We start from the raw sequence: 20,791 nt of genomic DNA, 5'->3' as shown, positions 1-20,791 counted from the left end.
CCGGCCGGACGCGGAGGCGCCCGCCACGGATGCGAACCGTGGCGGGCGCCTTCAACGGGTGGCGACTCGGAACAGCGGCTCAGCCGCTAAACGGCGCGCCGTGGCGTGGTGAGCGCCGGATCCTGGTCGAGGATCGCACGGTACCGGCGCTGGACCTGCAGCCCCGGCTGCAGGCCGAGGTCGTCGCGGAGACGTTGGCGCAACCGGTGGAACACGTCGATCGCGTCGGCCTGCCGGTCGGCCCGGTACAGTGCGAGCATCAGCAGGTCGTGCAGCCCCTCGCGCAGCGGATGCTGGGCGGCCAGGCTCTTCAACTCGGAGGCGACCGCGTGCTCGTCGCCGAGGGCCAGCCGAGCGGCCATGAGATTCTCGTGCACGGCGACGCGGCTGTCGTTGAGCCACAGCATCGCGGACCGGCAGTGCGCGCCCGGCCCGGCGTCCAGCAGGACCGGGCCCCGCCACAGGCGCAGCGCCTGCTCGAGGTGCTCGACGGCGGCCTGCGGGTGGTCGGCGATGCGCTGGGCGCCGCTGGAGGCGAGGCGGTGGAAGCGATCCGCGTCGACCGCGTCGGGGCTCAGGTCCAGCAGATATCCCTGACTCACGGTCCGCAGGGCGTCCGGGCAGCCGGCCTCCTCGAGCAGCCGACGCAACCGGGCGATGTGGGCCTGCAGGGTGTTCTTGCTGGTGCGCGGCGGGCGGTCGTCCCACAGTTCGTCGGCCAGGTCCTGGTAGGACACGACGGATCCGACGTTGAGGGCGAGCAGAGCGAGGATCGCGCGTACCTTGGTGCCGCTCACCGGGAGACGTTTTCTCCCGGTCACTGTCAGCGGGCCGAGAATGGCTACTTCCATCGGAACTCTCCGCCTGGCCGATGTTGTCATTGGCACGCCGACGCATGATCGACGCAGCCCATGCTTGTCGGAGGGCGGAGGCGTCGTCAACAGCCGACGCCCCGTATATCCAGCGGTGGACCCCCCTATTCACGGTCGGGGTCCGTCACGTCGTCGAAGGCCTCGAACGGGCTTCGGGGAACTCGCGGTCCGCCGCGTCAGGCCTTTCTACAGGGGGATGTTGGTGTGCTTGCGGTGCGGTGGCGTCATGCGCTTGGTGCGCAGCGCCCTGAGTGCGCGGAGCACGGCCGACCGGGTCTCCGACGGCAGGATGACGTCGTCGAGGCTGCCGCGTTCGGCTGCCATGTAGGGGGTCAGTACGGTCTCCTCGTACTCCTCGATCAGCTCGTCGCGCAGCACGACGGGATCGTCGGCGGCACCGAGTTGGCGGTGGCACAGCATGTCGACGGCGCTGGCGGCGCCCATCACACCGATCGACGCGGTGGGCCAGGCGAAGCTCATGTCGGCACCGAGCTCCTTGGACCCCATCACCGCGTACCCGCCGCCGAACGCCTTCCGGACGATCACGGTCACCTTCGGCACCGTCGCCTCGATGTAGGCGAAGCCGAGCTTGGCGCCGCGCCGGACGATCCCCTGATGCTCCTGGGCGGTGCCGGGCAGGAAGCCGGGGACGTCCACCAGCGTCACGATGGGGATGTTGAACGCGTCGCAGAACCGCACGAAGCGCGCGGCCTTCTCGGCGGCCGCGATGTCGAGCGCTCCGGCCAGATGCATTGGCTGGTTGGCGACGACACCGACGGTACGCCCCTCGATCCGGCCGAATCCGCAGATGATGTTCGGCGCGAAGCTCGGGTGCACCTCCAGCAGGTCGCCGTCATCGACCACACGTGCGACCACCTCGGACATGTCGAAGGCCTCGCGCTGCGCGTCGGGCAGTATCGAGTCGAGCTCGAGGTCGTCGGGCGTGATGTCCAGGACCGCGGCGGACCGGTATGTCGGCGACTCGTCCAGGTTGTTGGACGGAAGGAAGGACAGCAGGTCCCGTACGTAGTCGAGCGCCTCGGCCTCGCTGTCCGCCACGTAGTGCGCGTTGCCGGTGACCGAGGCGTGCACCTGCGCGCCCCCGAGGTCCTCCAGGCGGACCGGCTCGCCCGTGACCGCCCGGATGACCTCCGGGCCGGTCACGAACATGTGTGACGTCCGGTCGACCATCACGACGAAGTCGGTACAGGCCGGCACGTAGACGGCGCCGCCCGCGCAAGGGCCCATGATCAGTGAGATCTGCGGGATGACGCCGGAGGCGGTGACGACCTTGTTGGCTATGCGGCCGTACGCGGCCAGCGACAGCACGCCCTCGGCGACGCGCGCGCCGCTGGAGTCGTTGATCGCGACGACCGGGCAGCCGGTCTGCAGGGCGAGGTCGAGCAGTTTGCCGACCTTCTCGCCGAAGACCTCGCCGACGCTGCCGCCCAGGGCAAGGGCGTCCTGGGCGTAGACGCACACCTTGCGGCCGTCCACGGTGCCGTAGCCGGTGATGACGCCGTCGCCGGTGGGCCGCTCCGTGTCGGCGGCGAAGCCGGTCGAACGGTGCCGGGCGAGCAGGCCGGTCTCCACGAACGAGTCCGGGTCCAGCAGATGTTCCAGGCGGTCGCGGGCCGTCATCCGGCCGAACCGGGCGAGGCGGCGGACCGTGCGGTCGGGGACGTGGCGTGCCGCCTCGCGCCTGGCCCGCAGGTCGGCGACCTTGCCGGCGGTGGTGCCCGGCTCCTTCGAAGGCGCCGGCTCCTCGCTCCCGTTCACCGTTCGCCGACCGGCGGCGCGCCGTTCTCCGGCCGCGTGCGCTTCGAGGTAACCGGGTTCGTCCATAGTCGTCTCCTCGCCACACACGCATGCTGGCGCACCCCGCTGCCCGATCTCTGACCGGCTGTGGAAAATCCGCTGACACACCGCTGAAAACGGTCGTGTGTCAGAGGCCTGTCAGCCGAATTTCAGCGCCCACTGCCATTCTTTGGCGCATGACGCGTGCGGCGGTAATCAGTGGGCTGGGCGGCTGGTTGCCCCCTCGGACGGTGACGAACGGCGATCTGCCGGCCGAACTCGGCACCTCCGACCACTGGATCCGCACCCGTACCGGAATCACCAGCCGTCATTACGCCGCACCCGGCTCCGCGACGTCCGACCTCGCCGTCGAGGCCGGGGCGAGGGCCCTGGCCTCCTCGGGCGAGCCGATGGTGGACGCCGTGGTCCTGGCCACGACCACACCCGACCGGATCTGCCCGGCCACCGCCCCCGAGGTCGCGACGCGGCTGGGCCTGATCGACGCCGCGGCCTTCGACGTGAACGCCGCGTGCACCGGATTCCTGTACGGACTCGCCTGTGCGGCAGGTCTGATCGCCACCGGCGTCGCCGACCGGGTGCTGCTCATCGGCGCCGAGACGTACTCCGGCATCCTCGACCCGCATGACCGTGGAACGGCTCCCATCTTCGGCGACGGGGCCGGCGCGGTGGTCCTCCGGGCCGGAACCCTCGACGAGCCGGGCGCGGTAGGGCACATCGATCTGGGCAGTGACGGCGCCGGCGCCGGACTCATCGCGGTCGAGGGCGGAGGTTCCCGGCAGCGGTTGTCCGGCAGGCCCGAGCTGGAGAGCGAGCGGTACCTGACGATGGCCGGCCGCGAGGTGTTCAAGCACGCCGTCACGCGGATGGCCGACTCGTGCCGGACCGTGCTGAAGCGCGCGGGCCGGGACGTCGCCGACATCGACCGGATCGTGGCCCACCAGGCCAACATCCGCATCCTGCACCAGCTCGCCGACGAGCTGGGCGTCGACCGGGGCCGCGTCGTCGCCAACATCGACCGCGTCGGCAACACCGCCGCCGCCTCCGTTCCGCTGGCGCTGCTCCACGGCGTCGCGAACGGCGTCCTGCGGCCCGGGCAGCGGACCCTGCTCACCGCGTTCGGCGCGGGCCTCACCTGGGGCTCGACGCTGCTGACCTGGCCCGATCTCGCGCCCTGCGACTAGCTGAGCGCGCTTACCGACTGTGATGAGGAGTCATCCCATGGGGAACTCGTACGACCGGCTCACCGACATACTGGTCAACCAGTTCGAGGTGCGGCCCGAGGGGATCCGCCCTGACGCCACCTTCGAGGAACTCGAACTGGACTCGCTGTTCCTGGTGGAACTCACCCTGGTCGTCAAGCGGGACCTCGACGTGGAGATCGACGAGGACGCCGCGACCCCACGCAGTACGGTCGCCGACGTCGTGAAGCTGATCGAAGCCCAGCTCGACCCCGCGTCATGACCACCGGTGTCGTCGTCACGGGCCTGGGGCTGGTGACCGCCGCCGGCGTCGGCACCGAACCGGCCTGGCGCGCGGTGTGCGCCGGGAAGTCGACCGCTGCCACCGACCCGGCGCTGTCCGGGCTGCCGGTCGACTTCTCCTGCCGCGTGCCCGAGTTCGACGCCCGGGCGCTGCTGGGCCGTCGCGCGACCATGCTGTACGACCGGTTCGTGCAGCTGGGTCTCATCGCCGCGGACGAGGCCGTCGCGGACGCCGGGCTGGATCCGGCCACGTGGGACGGCACCCGGGTCGGCGTCGTCGTCGGCTGCGGCGTGGGCGGCGCCGGTACCTGGGAGACGCAGCACGCGACGTTCCGCGACGACGGGCCCGATCGGGTGTCGTCGTTGCTGATGCCGATGATGCTCCCGAACATGGTTGCCGGACACATGGGCATCCGGTTCGGGGCGACGGGCCCGAACCTCATGACCGCCACGGCGTGCGCGTCCGGGGCGACCGCCATCGGCGTGGCCCGCGACATGCTGCGCCAGGGCGTGTGCGACATCGTTCTGGCGGGCGGCACCGAGGCCGCGGTGGTGCCGCTCATCGTCACCGGCTTCAGCCGGATGCGCGCGCTGTCGACCCGCGGGGAATCGCCGGCGACGGCGTCACGCCCGTTCGACACCGACCGCGACGGATTCGTCATCGGGGAGGGGAGCGGGATCCTCGTCCTCGAACGCGCCGACCACGCCGCGGCACGCGGCGCCCGGGTCCGTGCCAGGCTCGTCGGCTACGGCGCCTCCGCCGACGCGTACCACGCGACCGCCCCCGACCCGGCCGGCGCCGGCGTGGAGCGGGCCGTCCGCGCCGCCCTCCTCGACGCGGGTGCCGTTCCGTCCGACGTGGACCACGTCAACGCGCACGGGACGTCGACCCCGCTGAACGACCTGGCCGAGGCCAAGGTCCTGGCCCGCTGCCTCGGTCACGGCCCCGCGGTCACCTCCACCAAGGGCGTCCTCGGGCACACGCTCGGCGCCGCCGGGGCGATCGAGGCGGCCCTGACGGTGCTGACACTCGAGAACGGGCTGATCCCGCCGACGGCGAACCTCGAGAGCCAGGACCCGGAGATCGACGTCGACGTGGTGACCAAGGAGGCCCGACGCCACCCGGTCGGCCTGGCACTCACGAACTCCTTCGGCTTCGGCGGGCAGAACGCCGTCCTCGCCTTCGCGGCGCACTGATCGGGAGCTGAGCCGAGCGCACGAGTACAGGCCACGGCCCTCAATAGGGGTGCGATACGGGTTCGCGGTGCCGAGACCCCAGCCCGGAGCCCGCGCCGGTAGGGGTCGGCGGGAAGAGAGCAGTCGATCCGATGACCTGTGGGAACGGTCCACTGCGGGTCTCCGGCCCGGGGCCTTCAGGACTCCAGCAGCGAGATCTCGTGTCCTGAGCTGTCGGCTGTCGTTCTTCGGGTATGGACGACACGCCTGAAGACGACTGCTGGGAGCCCGAGTTGGAGTCGGACTTCGCTCGGACTGCGGGCCGGTTCGGACAGGCGGATCTGCGGTGGCGCATGCGTGACCACGTGCCGGAACCGCTGGCACCTGTCGGGTGGAAGAGCGGCTGGCAGCGGGCTGGATGGGGCCGGAGACCGTGATCCGGCGGGACTTGCAGTACGTGCACCGGCAGGTCCTTCCGCAGGACCAACCGGCCGTCTGCCGATGCCCGCGCGCCGCGGCGGCCAGGGCCCGTGAATGTTCCTTCGGCCGGGTCGCATGCTCAGCCGAAGGCCACTCGCGCGTACAGCAGTTACCCGTCCGATCGATCACGTACGGGGACTCGTTCGGACCCCGAGGCCGAAGATCAGGACAGGGGCCGTTTTAGATGTGCAGTCCCGGTACGGTGGCCGCTCGTTCGCCTATTCTTGTGCCATGACTGCCGAGCTTCCAGAGCACTCACCGCGCCCTGCTCCCGCAGGAGAGCTTCGAGCCTCTCATGACGACCGGGAAACGGTGGTGGAGCAGCTGCGAGATGCCGCAGCCGAGGGGCGAATCGATCTCGACGAGCTGGGCTCGCGCCTGGAGGTGGCGCTGAAGGCCAAGACTCATGGTGAGTTGGCCGTACTGACAGCTGACTTGCCGAAGCTGAACTCCGATGGGCAGTCGCCGCTGGTGCTCAGGGGCGGCATGCACGGCGTGTCCCGAGGCTCCGGACGCTGGGACGTGCCCGGGCACGTGGTTGCGTACGGAGGCTGGGGCGGCGTGAAGGTTGACTTCACCAGGGTCCACTGCCGCCTCACCGAGGTCGCGGTGGAGGCGTACGGCGAGATGGCCGGTGTCACGATCGTCATCCCCGACGCTTGGGGCGCGGACATCAGCGGATTGGATCCCGGAGTCGGCGGCTTGACGGACAAGACCACGCCCGACAGGCTCCCGGGAACTCCGTTGATCCGGCTGACCGGGGCCGGCGGCATGGCCGGAGTGGTCATCCGCCACCCCAACCGATGGGAACGACGTAAGCTGCGCCGGAATCCGCCGAATTTCTAGAAGGCTGATGAAGATCTCGGGGCGCGGCTTTCGTGAGTCCGGGGCGGGACTCGGCAGAGGGCAATGCGTTCGACTTCGGGTTGCCCCGGTCCCGAGAATCGGCGTATGGCTCTCCTTGTGCACACATACGTCTACGACGCTGACGGCACACGCGAATTCCTGGAAAGTCTCGAGTACGCCGACACCATGGCCGGAATTCGAGGACACCCGCAGCCGCCTGTGGGGATCCGAGGCGATCCACGCTCTGGGAGCGCGGTTCTTCCCCCGGTTGGACGGGAGCGACCTCTAACCGAGCGGCTACGGTGCCGATTGCATCACCGTGCGGTTCAATAACATCGTTGCCGCCGCCGTGCGAGCCACATCCGAGGGCGTCGGAGTCATTGTCCGGTAATGGGTGCGCCGGTAGAAAATCTTCGTCCGACCGGCCCCGACACGCAAAGCGCTGTGACCACATGTCGAACGGGCCCTGCGCCATCCGAAGCACGTGAATTGTTGACGGGGTGCGATTGGGTATTCGCCCACGCCCACGCCCCAAAGAAAAAGGAAGAACCCTCGGTGCTACGTCTCAGCAGCGACTCGGAAACCCCCGAAGCGCTGATCGGGGTGATTCCCCAAGCTCTACGGCCCTGACCCCGGTCCGTCGATCTGCAGGGAGCAGCGCCGTATAGCCTGGGGAAATGCTGACCGAAGTCACCGCGACCCGCTACGTCACGCCCCTGCGTGAGGGTGGCTCGCTCCCCGGGATCGTCGAAGCCGACGACCTCGGCACGTACGTCATGAAGTTCACCGGTGCAGGGCAGGGACGCAAGACCCTCGTTGCGGAGATCATCTGCGGGGAGCTCGGCCGGCGGCTGGGACTGCGGGTCCCCGAACTGGTGACGATCCAGCTCGATCCCGTCATCGGGCTCGCCGAGCCGGACCAGGAGGTGCAGGAGCTCCTCAAGGCGAGCGGTGGGCTGAACCTGGGGATGGACTACCTGCCCGGCTCGCTCGGTTTCGATCCGCTCGCCTACGAGGTGGACCCGGCGGAAGCCGGCCGGGTCGTCTGGTTCGACGCGCTGATCAACAACGTGGACCGGTCGTGGCGGAACCCCAACTTGTTGGTCTGGCACGGCGATCTCTGGCTCATCGACCACGGGGCCACGATGATCTGGCACCACAACTGGCCGGGAGCACAGGCTTCGGCAGCGAAGCCGTACAACGCCTCCGACCACGTCCTCGCCCCGTTCGGACCGGACATCGCGGCCGCGGCCGCCGAGCTCGCCCCGCTCGTCACCGAGGAGCTGCTGACCGAAGTGGTCGCCGACGTGCCCGAGGAGTGGCTGGCGGGGGAACCCGGCTTCGACTCGACGGACCAGCTGCGCCGGGCGTACGTGGCGCCGCTGCTGGCGCGCGCCGGCAGTGTCCACGAGCGGATCACGATGGAGGCGCCCACCAAGACGCGGGCCTCCCAGGCCCCCGGCTGGCTCACCGAGCGCCTCGCGCCGCGGCCGCACCACACCCGTGAGGACCGCGCGGAGCAGGCGGACGCCGGACAGAGCAGCAAGGACGGCGGCCGATGAACGAGCGCACTGTTTTCGAGTACGCGCTGCTGCGCGTCGTCCCGCGGGTCGAGCGGGGCGAGTGCTTCAACGCGGGCGTGCTGGTGTACTGCCGGGCGAAGTCCTTCGTCGCGGCGCGCACGCATCTGGACGAGCGCAAGCTGAGGGCCCTGGATCCGCACGCCGACGTGGTGGGCGTCCAGGCCGCTCTGCGCGCGGTCGAGGGGGTCTGCTGCGGTGGTGACGCCGCGGGTCAGGCTGCCGGTGACGACGCGGGACGGCGCTTTCGCTGGCTGATCGCACCGCGCTCCACGGTGGTCCAGCCCGGGGCCGTCCACAGCGGTCTCACCGCGGACCCGGAGGCCGAGGTCGAGCGGCTGCTCGACCTGCTGGTGCGCTGAGCCGGAGGCCGGTGGCGCCGACTGCGGCAGGTCCGGCAGCGGCGCCTTCCGGTGTGACATGCGCCCCTGCCCCCGTGGGCCGTTGACACCGGGTGCCAGGGCTTCTAGCGTCTCGTCTGCTGAAGGTACTAAGCGGTTGCTCAGTTATCGGGAACTTCCTGACGTCCGCTGAGCCGCGATCCAAGGGCGAGGAGAACCAAGCATGTCCACCACCGAGCAGCGCGTCGCCATCGTGACGGGAGCGGCGCGGGGCATTGGCGCCGCCACCGCCGTACGCCTGGCGGCCGAGGGCCGCGCCGTAGCCGTACTCGACCTCGACGAGGCGGCCTGCAAGGACACGGTCGAGAAGATCACCGCCGCGGGGGGCACCGCCCTCGCCGTCGGCTGCGATGTGTCGGACAGCGCCCAGGTGGAAGCCGCCGTCGCGCGCGTCGCCGCCGAGCTCGGCGCCCCGACGATCCTCGTCAACAACGCGGGCGTACTCCGCGACAACCTGCTCTTCAAGATGAGCGAGGCCGACTGGGACCTCGTCATGAACGTACACCTCAAGGGTGCGTTCCTGATGGCGAAGGCCGTCCAGTCGCACATGGTGGAGGCCAAGTTCGGACGCATCGTCTCGCTGTCCTCCTCCTCCGCCCTCGGAAACCGGGGTCAGGCCAACTACTCAGCCGTGAAGGCCGGTCTGCAGGGCTTCACGAAGACCCTCGCCAAGGAACTCGGCAAGTTCGGCGTCACCGCCAACGCCGTCGCCCCCGGCTTCATCGTCACGGAGATGACCGCCCAGACGGCGGCCCGCGTCGGCATGGGCTTCGAGGAGTTCCAGGCCGCGGCAGCCACCCAGATCCCGGTGCAGCGCGTGGGGTGGCCCGAGGACATCGCCAACGCCATCGCCTTCTTCACCGGCGACGACGCGGGCTTCGTCTCCGGCCAGGTCATGTACGTCGCCGGCGGACCGCTCAACTGACCCCCGGAAGGGCAACGGACATCATGACTGTGCAGGACAGTGGCAAGGTCGCACTCATCACGGGTGCGAGCCGCGGTATCGGCTACGGCGTCGCCGAGGCGCTCGTCGCCCGGGGCGACCGCGTCGTCATCACGGGCCGTGGCGAGGACGCCCTCAAGGAGGCCGTCGAGAAGCTCGGCGCCGACCGGGCGATCGGGATCGCGGGCAAGGCGCACGACGAGGCACATCAGGCGGCAGCGGTCGAGCGCGCCATGGAGGTGTTCGGCCGGGTCGACTACCTGATCAACAACGCGGGTACGAACCCGGTCTTCGGCCCGATGGCCGAGCTCGACCTCAACGTCGCCCGCAAGGTGTACGAGACCAACGTGATCTCGGCGCTCGGCTTCGCCCAGCAGACCTGGAAGGCATGGCAGAAGGACAATGGTGGGGCGATCGTGAACATCGCCTCCGTCGCCGGTGTCTCGGCGTCGCCCTTCATCGGTGCCTACGGGATGAGCAAGGCCGCCATGGTCAACCTGACCCTCCAGCTGGCGCACGAGTTCGCGCCGGTCGTCCGAGTCAACGCGATCGCTCCGGCCGTGGTCAAGACCAAGTTCGCCGAGGCGCTCTACGAGGGCCGGGAGGCGGAGGCGGCGGCCGCCTACCCGCTCGGCAGGCTCGGAGTTCCGGAGGACATCGGAGGTGCCGCGGCCTTCCTCACCTCCGCGCAGTCCGACTGGATCACGGGGCAGACTCTCGTGGTCGACGGAGGTATTTTCCTGAATGCCGGCGTGGCCTGAGTGCGGCCTGAGCCGGTTTGGCCCTGAATGAGTCAAGCGCCCCGCCGGGCCAGCGGATTGACCTGGCGGGGCGCTGCGGTATGGTCTGCCGACCCATGGCTGATCGAGGAGCGTTCACGTGTTCTACCGGGCCAGTCTGCAGGCTGCTGCAGCCCTTGCATCTCTTTCTCTGCTGGCCGGCTGCGGTTTGCTGTCCGACAGCAGTTCGGAAACCGACCAGCAGATAGCAGTCGGGACGACGAGTTCGCCCTCGACGCTCGATCCGGCAGCGGCCTGGGACGGCTCCTGGGAGCTGATGAGGAACGTCTTCCAGACCCTGGTGAGCTTCCCCACCGGCACGATGAGCCCCGAGCCCGACGCGGCGGAGGACTGCCAGTTCACCGATTCCACGAGCATGGCCTACCGGTGCAAGCTCCGTCAGGGCCTGAAGTTCTCCAACGGCGAGGCGATCAACGCCGAGGCGGTCAAGTACTCCATCGACCGGATCGTGAAGATCAAGGTCAAGGGCGGCCCGGCCGGTCTGCTCGGCTCCCTCGACCGTGTGGAGACCAAGGGCGACGACACGGTCATCTTCCACCTCAGCAAGGCGGACGCGACCTTCCCGTTCATCCTGGCGACCCCGGCGATGTCACTCGTCGCCCCCAGCGAGTACCCCGCGGACAAGATCCGTGACGACGGCAAGGTCACCGGCTCCGGGCCGTACGTCCTGGAGTCGTACGAGCCCGGCAACAAGGCCGAGCTGGCCAAGAACCCCACCTACAAGGGCTTCGCCGACCGCAAGAACACCGCCGTCACCATCCGCTACTTCAAGGACTCCGCCCCCATGGTGGATGCCCTGAAGAAGAAGGAGATCGACGCCACCTACCGCGGTCTGACCGCCGATGAGGTCGTCGGCCTCGAGGACAACAAGAAGGACAACGCCGGTCTGCAGATCGTCGAGACCGTCGGCGCCGACATCCGCTTCCTGGTCTTCAACCCCAAGGACCCGGCCGCGGGCAAGCCCGCGGTCCGGCGGGCCATCGCGCAGCTGGTGAACCGTGACGCCCTGGTCGCCAAGGTCTACCAGGGCACCGCGGAGCCGCTGTACTCCATGGTCCCCAAGGGCATCGCCGGCCACACCACGAGCTTCTTCGACGCCTTCGGCGACGCGAACAGGACCAAGGCCCAGGCCATCCTCGCCGAGGCGGGGATCAACGAGCCGGTCAAGATGACGTTCTGGTTCACCACGGACCGCTACGGCTCCTCCACCGCCCCCGAGTTCGCCGAGATCAAGCGCCAGCTCGAGGACTCCGGCCTGTTCAAGATCACTCTGAAGAGCGCGCCGTGGAAGACCTTCCAGGAGGGCTTCACCAAGGGCGAGTACCCGGTCTTCGGCCGTGGCTGGTTCCCCGACTTCCCGGACCCGGACAACTTCATCGCCCCCTTCGTCGGCAAGGACAGCGTCACCGGGACGCCCTACCTGACCGCGGAGATCGATGAGCAGCTGGCGTCGTCCCGCCAGGAGAGCGACCGCGGAGCCGTTTCCGCGCAGTTCAAGAAGGCCCAGGACGTCCTCGTCGAGGACGTCCGGCTGCTGCCGCTGTGGCAGGGCAAGCTGTACGTGGCGGCCGGCGAGGACATCGGCGGCGGCGAGCGCGCCCTGGACCCGCAGACGGTCATGCAGATGTGGGAGCTGTACCGCAAGGCCAGCTGGTAGGGCTCGGGGCGGTCGTTGTCAGTGGCCCCCGGTAGGTTCTGTGGTCAAGAACCGATTGTGTACCGGAGGTTGTGGACGTGACCGACACCGACCTGCTGCCCGAATCCTGGCGCGGCGTCCTCGACGAAGAGCTGCAGAAGCCGTACTTCAAGGAGCTCACCGAATTCGTCGAGGAGGAGCGGGCCAGGGGGCCGGTGTACCCGCCGCGCGAACAGGTCTTCGCCGCCCTGGACGCCACCCCGTACGACCGGGTCAAGGTGCTCATCCTCGGCCAGGACCCGTACCACGGTGAGGGGCAGGGGCACGGTCTCTGCTTCTCCGTGCTGCCGGGCGTCAGGACGCCCCCTTCGCTCCGCAACATCTACAAGGAGATGAACGACGAGCTCGGCCTGCCGGTCCCGGACAACGGGTACCTGATGCCGTGGGCCGAGCAGGGCGTCCTCCTGCTCAACGCGGTGCTGACGGTGCGCGGCGGCGAGGCGAATTCGCACAAGGGCAAGGGCTGGGAGAAGGTCACGGACGCGGTGATCCGTGCTGTTGCCGAGCGGCCCGACCCGGCGGTGTTCGTCCTCTGGGGCAACTACGCGCAGAAGAAGCTCCCGCTGATCGACCAGGAGCGCCACGTGGTGGTGAAGGGCGCGCACCCCTCGCCGTTGTCCGCGAAGAAGTGGTTCGGCTCCCGTCCCTTCACCCAGATCAACGAGGCGATCGCCGCCCAGGGCCACGAGGCCATCGACTGGCGCATCCCGGACCTGGGGTGAGGGGCGACCCGACCGGCGGTTCCGGTCCGCGCCTGAGCGGGTTTCCCGGCGGCTGCGGCTAGCGTTCGACCGACCGGAACGGGCTGGACGGGCGTACCCAGGGAGACCGCGTGGCGGAGCAGCAGGAGGCGTCGAAGGACGCAGTCATGACCAGGATCGGCCAGGCGATCATGCTGCTGCACGGAGGGGACAGGGAAGAGGCCCGCAATCGCTTCGGGGTCATCTGGTCGGAGATCGGCGAGGAGGGTGAGGCCCTCCACCGCTGCACCCTTGCGCACTACATGGCCGACACCCAGGACGATCCCGGCGACGAGCTCGCATGGGACCTCCGGGCGCTGACGGCCGCGGAAGGGCTGAGCGGCGGGCCGGTCGCGGAACACCGGGACGCGACCGCGGTCCGGGCCTTCTTCCCCTCCCTGCACCTCAATCTCGCGGCGGACTACCTGAAGCTGCAGCGTCCCGAGTCCGCCCGGATCCATCTGGACCGGGCGTGGGACGCCGCCCGGGTGCTCGGTGACGACGGGTACGGCGGGGGCGTCCGTGCCGCCATCGGGCGGCTGGAGCAGAGGATGCGGGGCAGCACCGCAGGAGAGTGAGGTGGGCCCGCCCGTGACCTGGCGGGCCCACCCGTACGGGCTTTCGCGGCTCAGCGGCCGTATGTCTGGTCGCAGATCAGGGACTGCGGGCTGCCCGCAGGCCAGCGCCCGTACCCACGCCCGAGCCTGCAGACGTCGCTCCCGGCGACGACGGAGCCCGGCACGGCGGGGAGCGCCGCGGGCGGAACGGCGGACAGCCGGCGAGGTGTCCGCCCCCTCGGGGTGTCGGCCGGTTCGTACCGGCGTGGGGCGCGTGGCGCGGTTCTCCGGGCCGGGGAGGGTGCTTCCGGGGCCACGGCCCGTACGGACGTCACGGGGTCCGGCAGGGCCTCGAGGGAGTCCCGGACCGGCGGCTGCACGATCTGCGGGGCCACGTCCTGGACGGGTCTGCCGGCTCCTGAACGTGGCGCGACGGTTCTCTTCGAGGGTTCCACCGACACGCAGCCGGAGACAGCTGTGACAGCAATCCCCACCAGCAGCGTTGCTGTGATTCTGATTCGATGCACCCGGGTAACTCTGCTGGGTCGTCCCGCCCGGTGGCAGCCGGTGAGCAAGGATTGGCCCGCACGAGTGACCCGGTCAGCGGCGTGCCCCGGAACCGGCTGCGGAGCGTCAGGAGGGGTGTGGGGCGAGGGCCCGCGGGGTCACTCCCCGGTCGTGCCGTCGATCCGTTCCCGTACGAGGTCCGCGTGACCGTTGTGCCGGGCGTACTCCTCGATCATGTGCGTGTAGATCCAGCGGAGGCTGAAGGGCTTGCCCTGGCTGCTCAGGCCGACCGAGAGTCCGTCGAGTTCGCACTTCGCCGCGTTCAGCCGTGCCACCTCGATCTCCGCCAGCCAGGTCGTATGTGCCTCGTCCCAGGTGTCCGCCTCGGTGAGGTGGAACTCCCCGTCCGGGTCCTCGTCGCTGCCGTAGATCGGCGGTACGTCCTCACCGGTCAGCACCTCGCGGAACCAGCCGCGCTCGACCTCCGCCAGATGCCGCACGAGTCCGAGCAGCGTGAACTCCGAAGGGGGTACGGACGCCTCCCGCAACTGGGCGTCGGTGAGGCCCGCGCACTTCATGACCAGCGTCTGGCGGTGGTAGTCGAGCCACCCCTCGAGCATCTGGCGCTCGGCGGCGTCGAAGGCCGGTTCGGAACGTTCGTCTGTCGTCATGCGGCCATCCTCACTCAGTGATCATGAGCATGGCCAGCGATCAGAGGTTCTGGGCGGCCCGGACGCCGAGCATCCCGCGCAACAGCTCGGCGCAGCCGGTACGCAGTTCGTCCTCGGTCGGAACGGACCGGTGGTACGAGCCCGCGGCGCAGGCGAACATCATCCCTTCCGCCCAGGCCACGAGGGACAGTGCGTGGCGCTCGGGTTCGGCGGATCCGGCTGCGGTCATCAGGGCGACCAGGGGTTCGCGGAACTGCCGGCCCGCGGCATCGTAGAACGCCCGCAGTTCGGGGCGCCTGGTGGCCTCCAGGGCGAGTTCGTAGCGGCAGACCAGAAGGTCCGGATGGCCGGTCAGATAGCGGTGCAGCGCGCGGGCCAGTCCGGCGGCAGCGGAGCCGGCGGTGCCGTCCGCCGGAAGCTCTCCGGGAGCGAGCACCTGAGCCTCGCGTTCCGCGAGCCGGCGCACGGCGGCCTCCAGCAGCGCCTGCCGGGTGCGTGCGTGGTTCGACGTCGACCCCTGGGGGAGTCCGGCCCGCTCGTCCACCGCGCGATGGGTGAGACCCCGCATTCCGCGCTCCGCAAGAAGGGTGAGCGCGGTGTCGGCGATCACGCGCGCGCGGGAGGTGCCGGGTGTCCCGGTGGTGCTTGTGGGCATGGGGCCAATCTACCGTCGTCACTACGGCTGTAGTACGGTGGATCTCGCAACTACAGGTGTAGTTTCGAGGAGGCTCAGTCATGACGACACCCCATGCGGTGATCATCGGCAGCGGAATCGGCGGACTCACCGCCGCCACCGCGCTGCACCGGTGCGGCTGGCACGTCACCGTCCTGGAGCGCGCGCCCTCGGTGGAGCCGGTCGGCGCCGGCATCAGCCTCTCTCCCAACGCACAGCGCGCCCTGGACGTCATCGGCCTCGGCGACACGATCAGGTCCCTCGCCGCCTGGCAGGGCGACGGCGGGATGCGCAATCCGGCCGGCCGCTGGCTCGCCAGGATGAACAGCGCAGCCGCGGCGGAGAGGTTCGGCGGCCCTCTGGTCCTGCTGCACCGCTCCGTCCTGATCGACCTGCTCCGCGCCGGGATCCCCGACACCGCCCTGCACACCGGCACACCGGCACAGCTCGTCGGTGCCGGCAGCGCGGGCGGCCGCCGGGCCGTCGTGAGGACACCCTCCGGGGACATCGAGGCCGACCTCGTGGTCGGGGCCGACGGCATCGGCTCCTCCGTACGCTCCACGCTCTTCCCGCATCACCCGGGTCCCACCTACAGCGGATTCACCACCTGGCGTGTCATCGCCCCGGCGCCCGGCAGCCCGATCGGCTCGCAGGAGACCTGGGGCCGGGGCGCCCTGTGGGGCAGCCATCCGCTGAAGGACGGCCGGATCTACGCCTACGCGGCGGCCACCGCCCCGGCCGGCACGGTCGCACCCGACGACGAGAAGGCGGAACTCCTGCGCAGATTCGGCGACTGGCACGCCCCGGTCCCCGAGATCATCGACGCCGTCACGCCCGAAGAGGTCCTGCGGCACGACGTGTACCACCTGACCGACCCGCTGCCCTCCTTCCACCGGGGGCGAACGGTGCTCTTGGGTGACGCCGCGCACGCCATGGCGCCCACGCTGGGCCAGGGCGGCAACCAGGCCATCGAGGACGCCATCGTGCTCGCCCACCACCTCACCCCGGACGCAGACCTGGCGGAGGGGACAGCCGCCTACAGCGCCGTCAGACTGCCCCGTACGACGGCGATCGTCCGCAAGGCCGCACAGGTCTCCCGGCTGATGCAGCTGTCCAGCGGGCCGGCTGCCGCACTCCGGAACGGGCTGATGTCCACCGTCTCCCGCCTCGGCCCGGGGCTCGTCCTGCGGACCTTCGACGGGATCGCCGACTGGCAACCGCCTCGGCGCACGTATGCTGCCGGAACCAAGGACGGACATATGACGCGGCCGTGACACGGGCGTGCGCGGACGACAGGGAGACACTGGTGAAGGTCGGCTGCATCGGGCTCGGCGACATCGCGCAGAAGGCGTATCTGCCGGTTCTGACTGCCCTGCCCGGGGTCGAGCTGCATCTGCAGACCCGTACACCGGCCACCCTGGCGGCCGTCGGGGAGACCCATCGGATCCCCGCGCGGCAACTCCACACAGACCTCGACTCGCTGCTGGCCGAGGGACTGGACGCCGCCTTCGTGCACGCACCGACCCCGGTGCACCCGGAGATCACCGGCAGGCTGCTCGAAGCGGGTGTGCCCACCTACGTCGACAAGCCGCTCGCCTATGAACTCGCCGACTCCGAGCGGCTGGTGGCCCTGGCCGAGGAGCGGGGCGTGAGCCTCGCCGTCGGGTTCAACCGCCGTCTCGCCCCGTCCTACGCGCAGTGCGTCGAGCACCCGCGCGAGCTGATCCTGCTGCAGAAGAACCGGGTCGGGCTTCCCGAGGACCCGCGCAGCATGGTGCTCGACGACTTCATCCACGTCGTCGACACGCTGCGTTTCCTGGTGCCCGGTCCGGTCACGGGAACCGTCGTGCGGGCGCGGATCATCGACGGTCTCATGCACCATGTGGTCCTCCAGCTGTCGGGAGACGGCTTCACCGCCATCGGCATGATGAACCGGCTCAACGGATCGACCGAGGAGATCCTCGAGGTCTCCGGCCAGGACTCCAAGCGCCAGGTCCTCAACCTCGCCGACGTCGTCGACCACAAGGGCCAGCCCACCGTCCGGCGGCGCGGTGACTGGGTACCCGTCGCACGCCAGCGCGGCATCGAGCAGAGCGTGCTGACCTTCCTGGACGCGATCAGGGCCGGAAAGGTGCTCAGCGCCCAGGACGCCCTGGAGACCCACCGTCTGTGCGAGCGCGTGGTCCGGGACGCGCTGGAGCAGGCGTCCTGAGGGACCGCACCCCCGCCACGGCGAAGAAGGCGGCCAGCACGGCCAGCGCCCCGTACACCGGCCACGCACCGAAGCGCACATAGAGCGTCGTGCCCCGGGCGAGCGGTACGTCGAACACGGCGGCCTCACTCGCGTCCGTACCGATCCACGTTCCCACCCGTTCGCCCTGAGGGCCGTACACGGCGCTGACGCCCGTCAGGGTGGCGTGCACCATCGGGCGCCCGCTCTCGGCCGCGCGCAGGGCCCCGAGCGACGCATGCTGCTCCGGGGCCCAGCTGTGCTGGAACGTCGACGTGGACGACTGGGCGATCAGCACCTGGGCGCCGTCCTTGGCGAGCCGTCTGCTCATGTCGGGGAACGCGGACTCGAAGCACACCAGCGGCCCGAGCCGCAGCCCGTCCTCACCCGGCAGGCGCATCACCACCGGACGGCTGCCGCGCAGCCGGTCCTCACCCGCGGCCTTGCCCACCGAGGTCGCCCAGCCCAGCACCGCACGGGCCGGCACGTACTCACCGAACGGCACCAGCCGCATCTTGTCGTAGCGGTCCCCGGTCGGCCCGTCCGGACCCACCAGCACCGCCGACTTGAAGATCCCGGCGCGGTCCGGGGCGTCGGTCCGCCTGGCATCCATGTTCACCAGCACGTCCGCACCGACCAGGCGTGACAGCGCCGCGATCCGAGCCGCTGTCCCAGGGCTGCGCGAAAGATCGACACCCACACTGCTCTCGCCCCACACCACCAGGTCGACATCCCGGCCGGCGAGACCACGGGTCAGCGCCTCGCTGCGGGCGAACCGGCGTTCGACGCTGTCGGGGCCGTCGACGACACCCGGCTGCACGACGGCGATCCGGGCCGTTCCGGTGCTCTCCGGCTGCGGTGCCCATACCCACAGTGCTCCGACGAACAGCGTGCACGCCACCAGGGAGGCGGCCGCGGCAGTGCGGGCCGCAGGTACGGCGATCAGCAGAGCGACCGCCGTGTTCACCGCCAGGACGAGCAGACTGACCAGCCATACACCGCCCACCGAGGCGGTCCGCAGGGCGGGCGCGAACTCCCACTGGCTGGCGCCCAGAAGCCCCCAGGGGCCGCCGAGCCCCTCCCAGGAGCGGACGAGCTCGATCATCAGCCAGCCGGAGGGCACCACGGCGAAAGCCGCGACCGAACGTAGTACGGATGGTGACCCATGGAGCAGCCTGGCCACCAGCAGGCCCCAGGGGGCCCACAACAGGCCGAGCAGCGCCGCGAGAACCACGATGAACACGTGCAGGCTCGGAACCAGCCAGTGATGCACGGCGAGCATGAAACCCATGCCGCCGAGCCATCCGTCGAAGGCCGCCCGCCGCCCCGTGTCCGCCGACCGGATCAGGAGCAGCCACGGCACCAGTGCGACATAGGCGAACCACCAGGCCGACGGCTCGGGAAACGCCAGGGCGGGCAGTGCGCCCGCGAACAGGGCGGCGGCGGCGCGCCACCCGGGTGAGCGCAGCAGGTGCACGCCAGGCAGGAACCCGGTGGCCGGGCCGTCCGCAACCCGGTCAGCCGGAACCCGCCCGCCCCGCAACGGCATACCGTGTCCTCCCTGCCGGTCCGCCCACGTGATCCCAGTGTGGGGCAGAAGATCGGCAGCGCACAGTGGGCGTGCCGTCCGACGCGGCGCCGCAGGCCCGGGACCACACGGTGACTCCGGCGCCGGGTGGGGGCTCCGCCGGTGTCGCAGGCGCCGGACGGGGGGTTCAGCCGGTGTCGCGGGCGCCGGACGGGGTTCAGCCGATGGGGGTCCCGGGCGCGCACCGCCACAGCTCGTGGGCCTCGACGGTGCGGATCCGCCAGCCCGTCTCCGTACGCAGCAGATCGAAGGCGAACCTGCCGCCGGAGACGAGGGCAGGTGCCGGCCCGTGTTTCCCGGGTTCGGCTTCCGGGCCCATCGGGTTCAGATAGTCCGCCCGCACCCGCGCCAGGTCACCGGAGTAGCCGCCAAGATCCTGGAGATCGAGCCGTCGGTTGACGATCAGGTGCTGGCGGACGGGGGAGGCGCGCAGAGTCCGGGCGAGCCACTGCGCGACCTCTGCCGCCGTGCCCTCGATCCCTCCGGCACCCCGGTAGTCGGCGCGCCCGTCCCCGGTGAACAACGCGATGTAGTCGTCCCAGGTGCCGTCGTCCACCGCGACCGCGTAGTCAGTGATCACTGCATCGATGGAGAGCCGGTCCATCACCGTCGCGAGAGCCACGCGCTGTGTCATCGCGCAAGTCTCCGCCTGCGGGAGCGGCAGGCCAAGGGTCCGGCACCGGCCGTGGCCGGACCGTGCCCCGGCGGCGAAGATCCTGGAGCTCCGCGTGCGGTCAGGTGCGGAGGTGTACCGGGCGGCTGAGGGCGCGGCTCACGTCACAGCGCGCCGAACCACATGTCCGCGAGCGAGTCCAGCGTGCCGTCCGCGGGAGCCGGCAGTTCCCGGAGATACCAGGGGAGGTTGCTGTACACGTGCAGCAGCGTGTACGCCAGGAGTTCCGACGGTTCGAAGGTCCGGCCGTACGCCTTCAGTAGCCGTCCCATCAACTGCGGGTCCCCACGCGTCACGAAGAGTCCGACGGCCACGAAGTCGTAGGCAGGATCGCCGATCATGGCAGGCTCGAAGTCGAACAGCCCGGTGAGCCGGCGGCCGCCCGCGTCCACGAGCAGGTGCTCGCGCATGAACTCCGTGTGCAGGAGAGCGGGTCGGGGGACGGCCGGAGGCCGCACCCGGTCCAGGAAGCCGGGGATCTGTTCCGACCAGGCTTCCCCCAGCCCTCGCTTCCGCTGCCGCACGACCGCGCCCGCACGCTGCCGGGACACGAACGCACTCCAGTCGCCGGGGCCGAGCACATCCGCGAGCGGCTCGGTGTCGAGTGCGTGCAGGGCGGCGAGCGTCTCACCGGCCTCACTCACGATCCGCTCGTGGTCCGCCCGCGGCATGCGGTCCCAGGCGTCGGCGAGGCCTTCACCGGGCAGCCGGGACATCAGGACGTACTGCCAGCCGTTCTCGTAGGCTCCGAAGCCGCGCACCTCGGGCGTAGGGACGGGGAGCCGCCGCTGCACATGGGTCAGTACCCGCCCCTCGGCGATGCCGTCCTCGGCGGCCGCCCCCGGGAACAGCTTGAGCACATGCTCGTCCCCGACCGCGTACACGGGCTGGGAGCCCTCCGGGAAGCGGGTCAGGGGGGCTCCGGCGAGCCCTAGCCGGGCACAGAGGTCCTTCGCGCCGGGACGCATCACGGCCTCGTCCGGTACGACCGCGTCCCACTCCTCGGCCGTGTTCACTTCAGGCAGCATGCGGCGCACCGTATGGAGGGGGAGAACAGAT

The 20,791-nt window shown here is 70.3% G+C and carries 21 protein-coding genes; 13 read left to right on the top strand and 8 right to left on the bottom strand.

All coding sequences use genetic code 11. The features are described from left to right. Positions 1-86 precede the first annotated feature (86 nt). Both ACFW9O_RS19495 and ACFW9O_RS19490 read right to left on the bottom strand, forming a co-directional pair. Positions 87-797, bottom strand: coding sequence for a BTAD domain-containing putative transcriptional regulator (locus tag ACFW9O_RS19495; RefSeq protein ID WP_384610814.1), 711 nt, complete (start codon positions 795-797; stop codon positions 87-89). Between the two features lie 261 nt (positions 798-1,058). After that, positions 1,059-2,717: an acyl-CoA carboxylase subunit beta gene (locus ACFW9O_RS19490; protein ID WP_384610812.1), complete on the bottom strand. Its 1,659-nt coding sequence runs from the start codon at positions 2,715-2,717 to the stop codon at positions 1,059-1,061. Between the two features lie 149 nt (positions 2,718-2,866). Here ACFW9O_RS19490 and ACFW9O_RS19485 point away from each other — a divergent pair, with 149 nt between their 5' ends. The 11 genes from ACFW9O_RS19485 (at position 2,867) to ACFW9O_RS19435 (ending at position 13,411) form a co-directional block, all read left to right on the top strand. Next, positions 2,867-3,871: a beta-ketoacyl-ACP synthase III gene (locus ACFW9O_RS19485; RefSeq protein ID WP_384610811.1), complete on the top strand. Its 1,005-nt coding sequence runs from the start codon at positions 2,867-2,869 to the stop codon at positions 3,869-3,871. A 37-nt stretch (positions 3,872-3,908) separates the two neighbouring features. Beyond that, the gene (locus tag ACFW9O_RS19480) at positions 3,909-4,151 is read left to right on the top strand and encodes a phosphopantetheine-binding protein (protein ID WP_329213262.1); all 243 of its coding nucleotides are present in this window, start codon (positions 3,909-3,911) and stop codon (positions 4,149-4,151) included. Further along, the gene (locus tag ACFW9O_RS19475) at positions 4,148-5,368 is read left to right on the top strand and encodes a beta-ketoacyl-[acyl-carrier-protein] synthase family protein (protein WP_384610810.1); all 1,221 of its coding nucleotides are present in this window, start codon (positions 4,148-4,150) and stop codon (positions 5,366-5,368) included. The genes ACFW9O_RS19480 and ACFW9O_RS19475 overlap by 4 nt, the downstream gene beginning before the upstream one ends. Positions 5,369-6,058: 690 nt before the next feature. Then, a complete protein-coding gene (locus ACFW9O_RS19470) occupies positions 6,059-6,673 on the top strand; it encodes a DUF1707 domain-containing protein (RefSeq protein WP_384610808.1) in 615 nt (204 codons plus the stop codon). A gap of 677 nt (positions 6,674-7,350) precedes the next feature. Further along, positions 7,351-8,235, top strand: coding sequence for a HipA family kinase (locus ACFW9O_RS19465; RefSeq protein WP_351168464.1), 885 nt, complete (start codon positions 7,351-7,353; stop codon positions 8,233-8,235). Then, positions 8,232-8,615: a DUF3037 domain-containing protein gene (locus tag ACFW9O_RS19460; protein WP_384610806.1), complete on the top strand. Its 384-nt coding sequence runs from the start codon at positions 8,232-8,234 to the stop codon at positions 8,613-8,615. The genes ACFW9O_RS19465 and ACFW9O_RS19460 overlap by 4 nt, the downstream gene beginning before the upstream one ends. A gap of 202 nt (positions 8,616-8,817) precedes the next feature. Continuing rightward, positions 8,818-9,579, top strand: coding sequence for a 3-oxoacyl-ACP reductase FabG (fabG, locus tag ACFW9O_RS19455; protein WP_351168460.1), 762 nt, complete (start codon positions 8,818-8,820; stop codon positions 9,577-9,579). A 23-nt stretch (positions 9,580-9,602) separates the two neighbouring features. Further along, on the top strand, positions 9,603-10,358 hold the full coding sequence (locus ACFW9O_RS19450) for an SDR family oxidoreductase (RefSeq protein WP_329213276.1): 756 nt from the start codon (positions 9,603-9,605) through the stop codon (positions 10,356-10,358). A gap of 118 nt (positions 10,359-10,476) precedes the next feature. Next, a complete protein-coding gene (locus tag ACFW9O_RS19445; RefSeq protein WP_384610803.1) occupies positions 10,477-12,054 on the top strand; it encodes an ABC transporter substrate-binding protein in 1,578 nt (525 codons plus the stop codon). Between the two features lie 77 nt (positions 12,055-12,131). Further along, complete coding sequence (locus tag ACFW9O_RS19440; RefSeq protein ID WP_351168454.1) at positions 12,132-12,815, top strand: uracil-DNA glycosylase; 684 nt, start codon at positions 12,132-12,134, stop codon at positions 12,813-12,815. 110 nt (positions 12,816-12,925) lie between these two features. After that, a complete protein-coding gene (locus ACFW9O_RS19435) occupies positions 12,926-13,411 on the top strand; it encodes a hypothetical protein (protein ID WP_384610802.1) in 486 nt (161 codons plus the stop codon). Positions 13,412-13,461: 50 nt separating this feature from the next. Here the strand turns inward: ACFW9O_RS19435 and ACFW9O_RS19430 are convergent, their stop codons facing one another. The 3 genes from ACFW9O_RS19430 to ACFW9O_RS19420 all read right to left on the bottom strand — a co-directional run bounded on the left by ACFW9O_RS19430 (position 13,462) and on the right by ACFW9O_RS19420 (position 15,223). Then, positions 13,462-13,785 carry a hypothetical protein gene (locus ACFW9O_RS19430; protein ID WP_384610800.1) on the bottom strand — a complete coding sequence of 108 codons (324 nt, stop codon included), beginning with the start codon at positions 13,783-13,785 and terminating at the stop codon, positions 13,462-13,464. A gap of 270 nt (positions 13,786-14,055) precedes the next feature. After that, entirely contained in the window at positions 14,056-14,568 is a 513-nt protein-coding gene (locus ACFW9O_RS19425) for a DinB family protein (protein ID WP_384610798.1), read from the bottom strand. A 40-nt stretch (positions 14,569-14,608) separates the two neighbouring features. Then, positions 14,609-15,223, bottom strand: a complete 615-nt coding sequence (locus tag ACFW9O_RS19420) for a TetR/AcrR family transcriptional regulator (RefSeq protein WP_384610796.1) — start codon at positions 15,221-15,223, stop codon at positions 14,609-14,611. Positions 15,224-15,303: 80 nt separating this feature from the next. Between ACFW9O_RS19420 and ACFW9O_RS19415 the strand changes: the two genes are divergently transcribed. Both ACFW9O_RS19415 and ACFW9O_RS19410 read left to right on the top strand, forming a co-directional pair. Next, entirely contained in the window at positions 15,304-16,515 is a 1,212-nt protein-coding gene (locus ACFW9O_RS19415; protein WP_384610795.1) for an FAD-dependent monooxygenase, read from the top strand. A gap of 32 nt (positions 16,516-16,547) precedes the next feature. After that, positions 16,548-17,453 carry a Gfo/Idh/MocA family protein gene (locus ACFW9O_RS19410; RefSeq protein WP_384610839.1) on the top strand — a complete coding sequence of 302 codons (906 nt, stop codon included), beginning with the start codon at positions 16,548-16,550 and terminating at the stop codon, positions 17,451-17,453. Here ACFW9O_RS19410 and lnt read toward each other — a convergent pair. The 3 genes from lnt to ACFW9O_RS19395 all read right to left on the bottom strand — a co-directional run bounded on the left by lnt (position 17,377) and on the right by ACFW9O_RS19395 (position 20,760). Then, positions 17,377-19,020 (bottom strand): apolipoprotein N-acyltransferase, encoded by a 1,644-nt coding sequence (lnt, locus tag ACFW9O_RS19405; protein ID WP_384610793.1) that lies wholly within the window; start codon positions 19,018-19,020, stop codon positions 17,377-17,379. The genes ACFW9O_RS19410 and lnt overlap by 77 nt on opposite strands. Before the next feature lie 196 nt (positions 19,021-19,216). After that, on the bottom strand, positions 19,217-19,693 hold the full coding sequence (locus ACFW9O_RS19400; RefSeq protein WP_384610791.1) for a nuclear transport factor 2 family protein: 477 nt from the start codon (positions 19,691-19,693) through the stop codon (positions 19,217-19,219). 143 nt (positions 19,694-19,836) lie between these two features. Next, the gene (locus ACFW9O_RS19395; protein ID WP_384610789.1) at positions 19,837-20,760 is read right to left on the bottom strand and encodes a phosphotransferase; all 924 of its coding nucleotides are present in this window, start codon (positions 20,758-20,760) and stop codon (positions 19,837-19,839) included. Positions 20,761-20,791: the final 31 nt, after the last annotated feature.

Origin of the sequence: Streptomyces sp. NPDC059499 (assembly GCF_042749285.1) — a bacterium.
GTDB lineage: Bacteria > Actinomycetota > Actinomycetes > Streptomycetales > Streptomycetaceae > Streptomyces.
Note: the sequence above shows the minus strand (reverse complement) of the source record. Positions and strands in the feature narration are given on the sequence as shown.

Bases quoted from the DNA above. Each gene is read 5' to 3' on its own strand.
- ACFW9O_RS19490 (WP_384610812.1), bottom strand. From the start codon at position 2,717: ATGGACGAACCCGGTTACCTCGAAGCGCACGCGGCCGGAGAACGGCGC.
- ACFW9O_RS19485 (WP_384610811.1), top strand. From the start codon at position 2,867: ATGACGCGTGCGGCGGTAATCAGTGGGCTGGGCGGCTGGTTGCCCCCT.
- ACFW9O_RS19480 (WP_329213262.1), top strand. From the start codon at position 3,909: ATGGGGAACTCGTACGACCGGCTCACCGACATACTGGTCAACCAGTTC.
- ACFW9O_RS19475 (WP_384610810.1), top strand. From the start codon at position 4,148: ATGACCACCGGTGTCGTCGTCACGGGCCTGGGGCTGGTGACCGCCGCC.
- ACFW9O_RS19470 (WP_384610808.1), top strand. From the start codon at position 6,059: ATGACTGCCGAGCTTCCAGAGCACTCACCGCGCCCTGCTCCCGCAGGA.
- ACFW9O_RS19465 (WP_351168464.1), top strand. From the start codon at position 7,351: ATGCTGACCGAAGTCACCGCGACCCGCTACGTCACGCCCCTGCGTGAG.
- ACFW9O_RS19460 (WP_384610806.1), top strand. From the start codon at position 8,232: ATGAACGAGCGCACTGTTTTCGAGTACGCGCTGCTGCGCGTCGTCCCG.
- fabG (WP_351168460.1), top strand. From the start codon at position 8,818: ATGTCCACCACCGAGCAGCGCGTCGCCATCGTGACGGGAGCGGCGCGG.
- ACFW9O_RS19450 (WP_329213276.1), top strand. From the start codon at position 9,603: ATGACTGTGCAGGACAGTGGCAAGGTCGCACTCATCACGGGTGCGAGC.
- ACFW9O_RS19425 (WP_384610798.1), bottom strand. From the start codon at position 14,568: ATGACGACAGACGAACGTTCCGAACCGGCCTTCGACGCCGCCGAGCGC.
- ACFW9O_RS19420 (WP_384610796.1), bottom strand. From the start codon at position 15,223: ATGCCCACAAGCACCACCGGGACACCCGGCACCTCCCGCGCGCGCGTG.
- ACFW9O_RS19415 (WP_384610795.1), top strand. From the start codon at position 15,304: ATGACGACACCCCATGCGGTGATCATCGGCAGCGGAATCGGCGGACTC.
- lnt (WP_384610793.1), bottom strand. From the start codon at position 19,020: ATGCCGTTGCGGGGCGGGCGGGTTCCGGCTGACCGGGTTGCGGACGGC.
- ACFW9O_RS19400 (WP_384610791.1), bottom strand. From the start codon at position 19,693: ATGACACAGCGCGTGGCTCTCGCGACGGTGATGGACCGGCTCTCCATC.
- ACFW9O_RS19395 (WP_384610789.1), bottom strand. From the start codon at position 20,760: ATGCTGCCTGAAGTGAACACGGCCGAGGAGTGGGACGCGGTCGTACCG.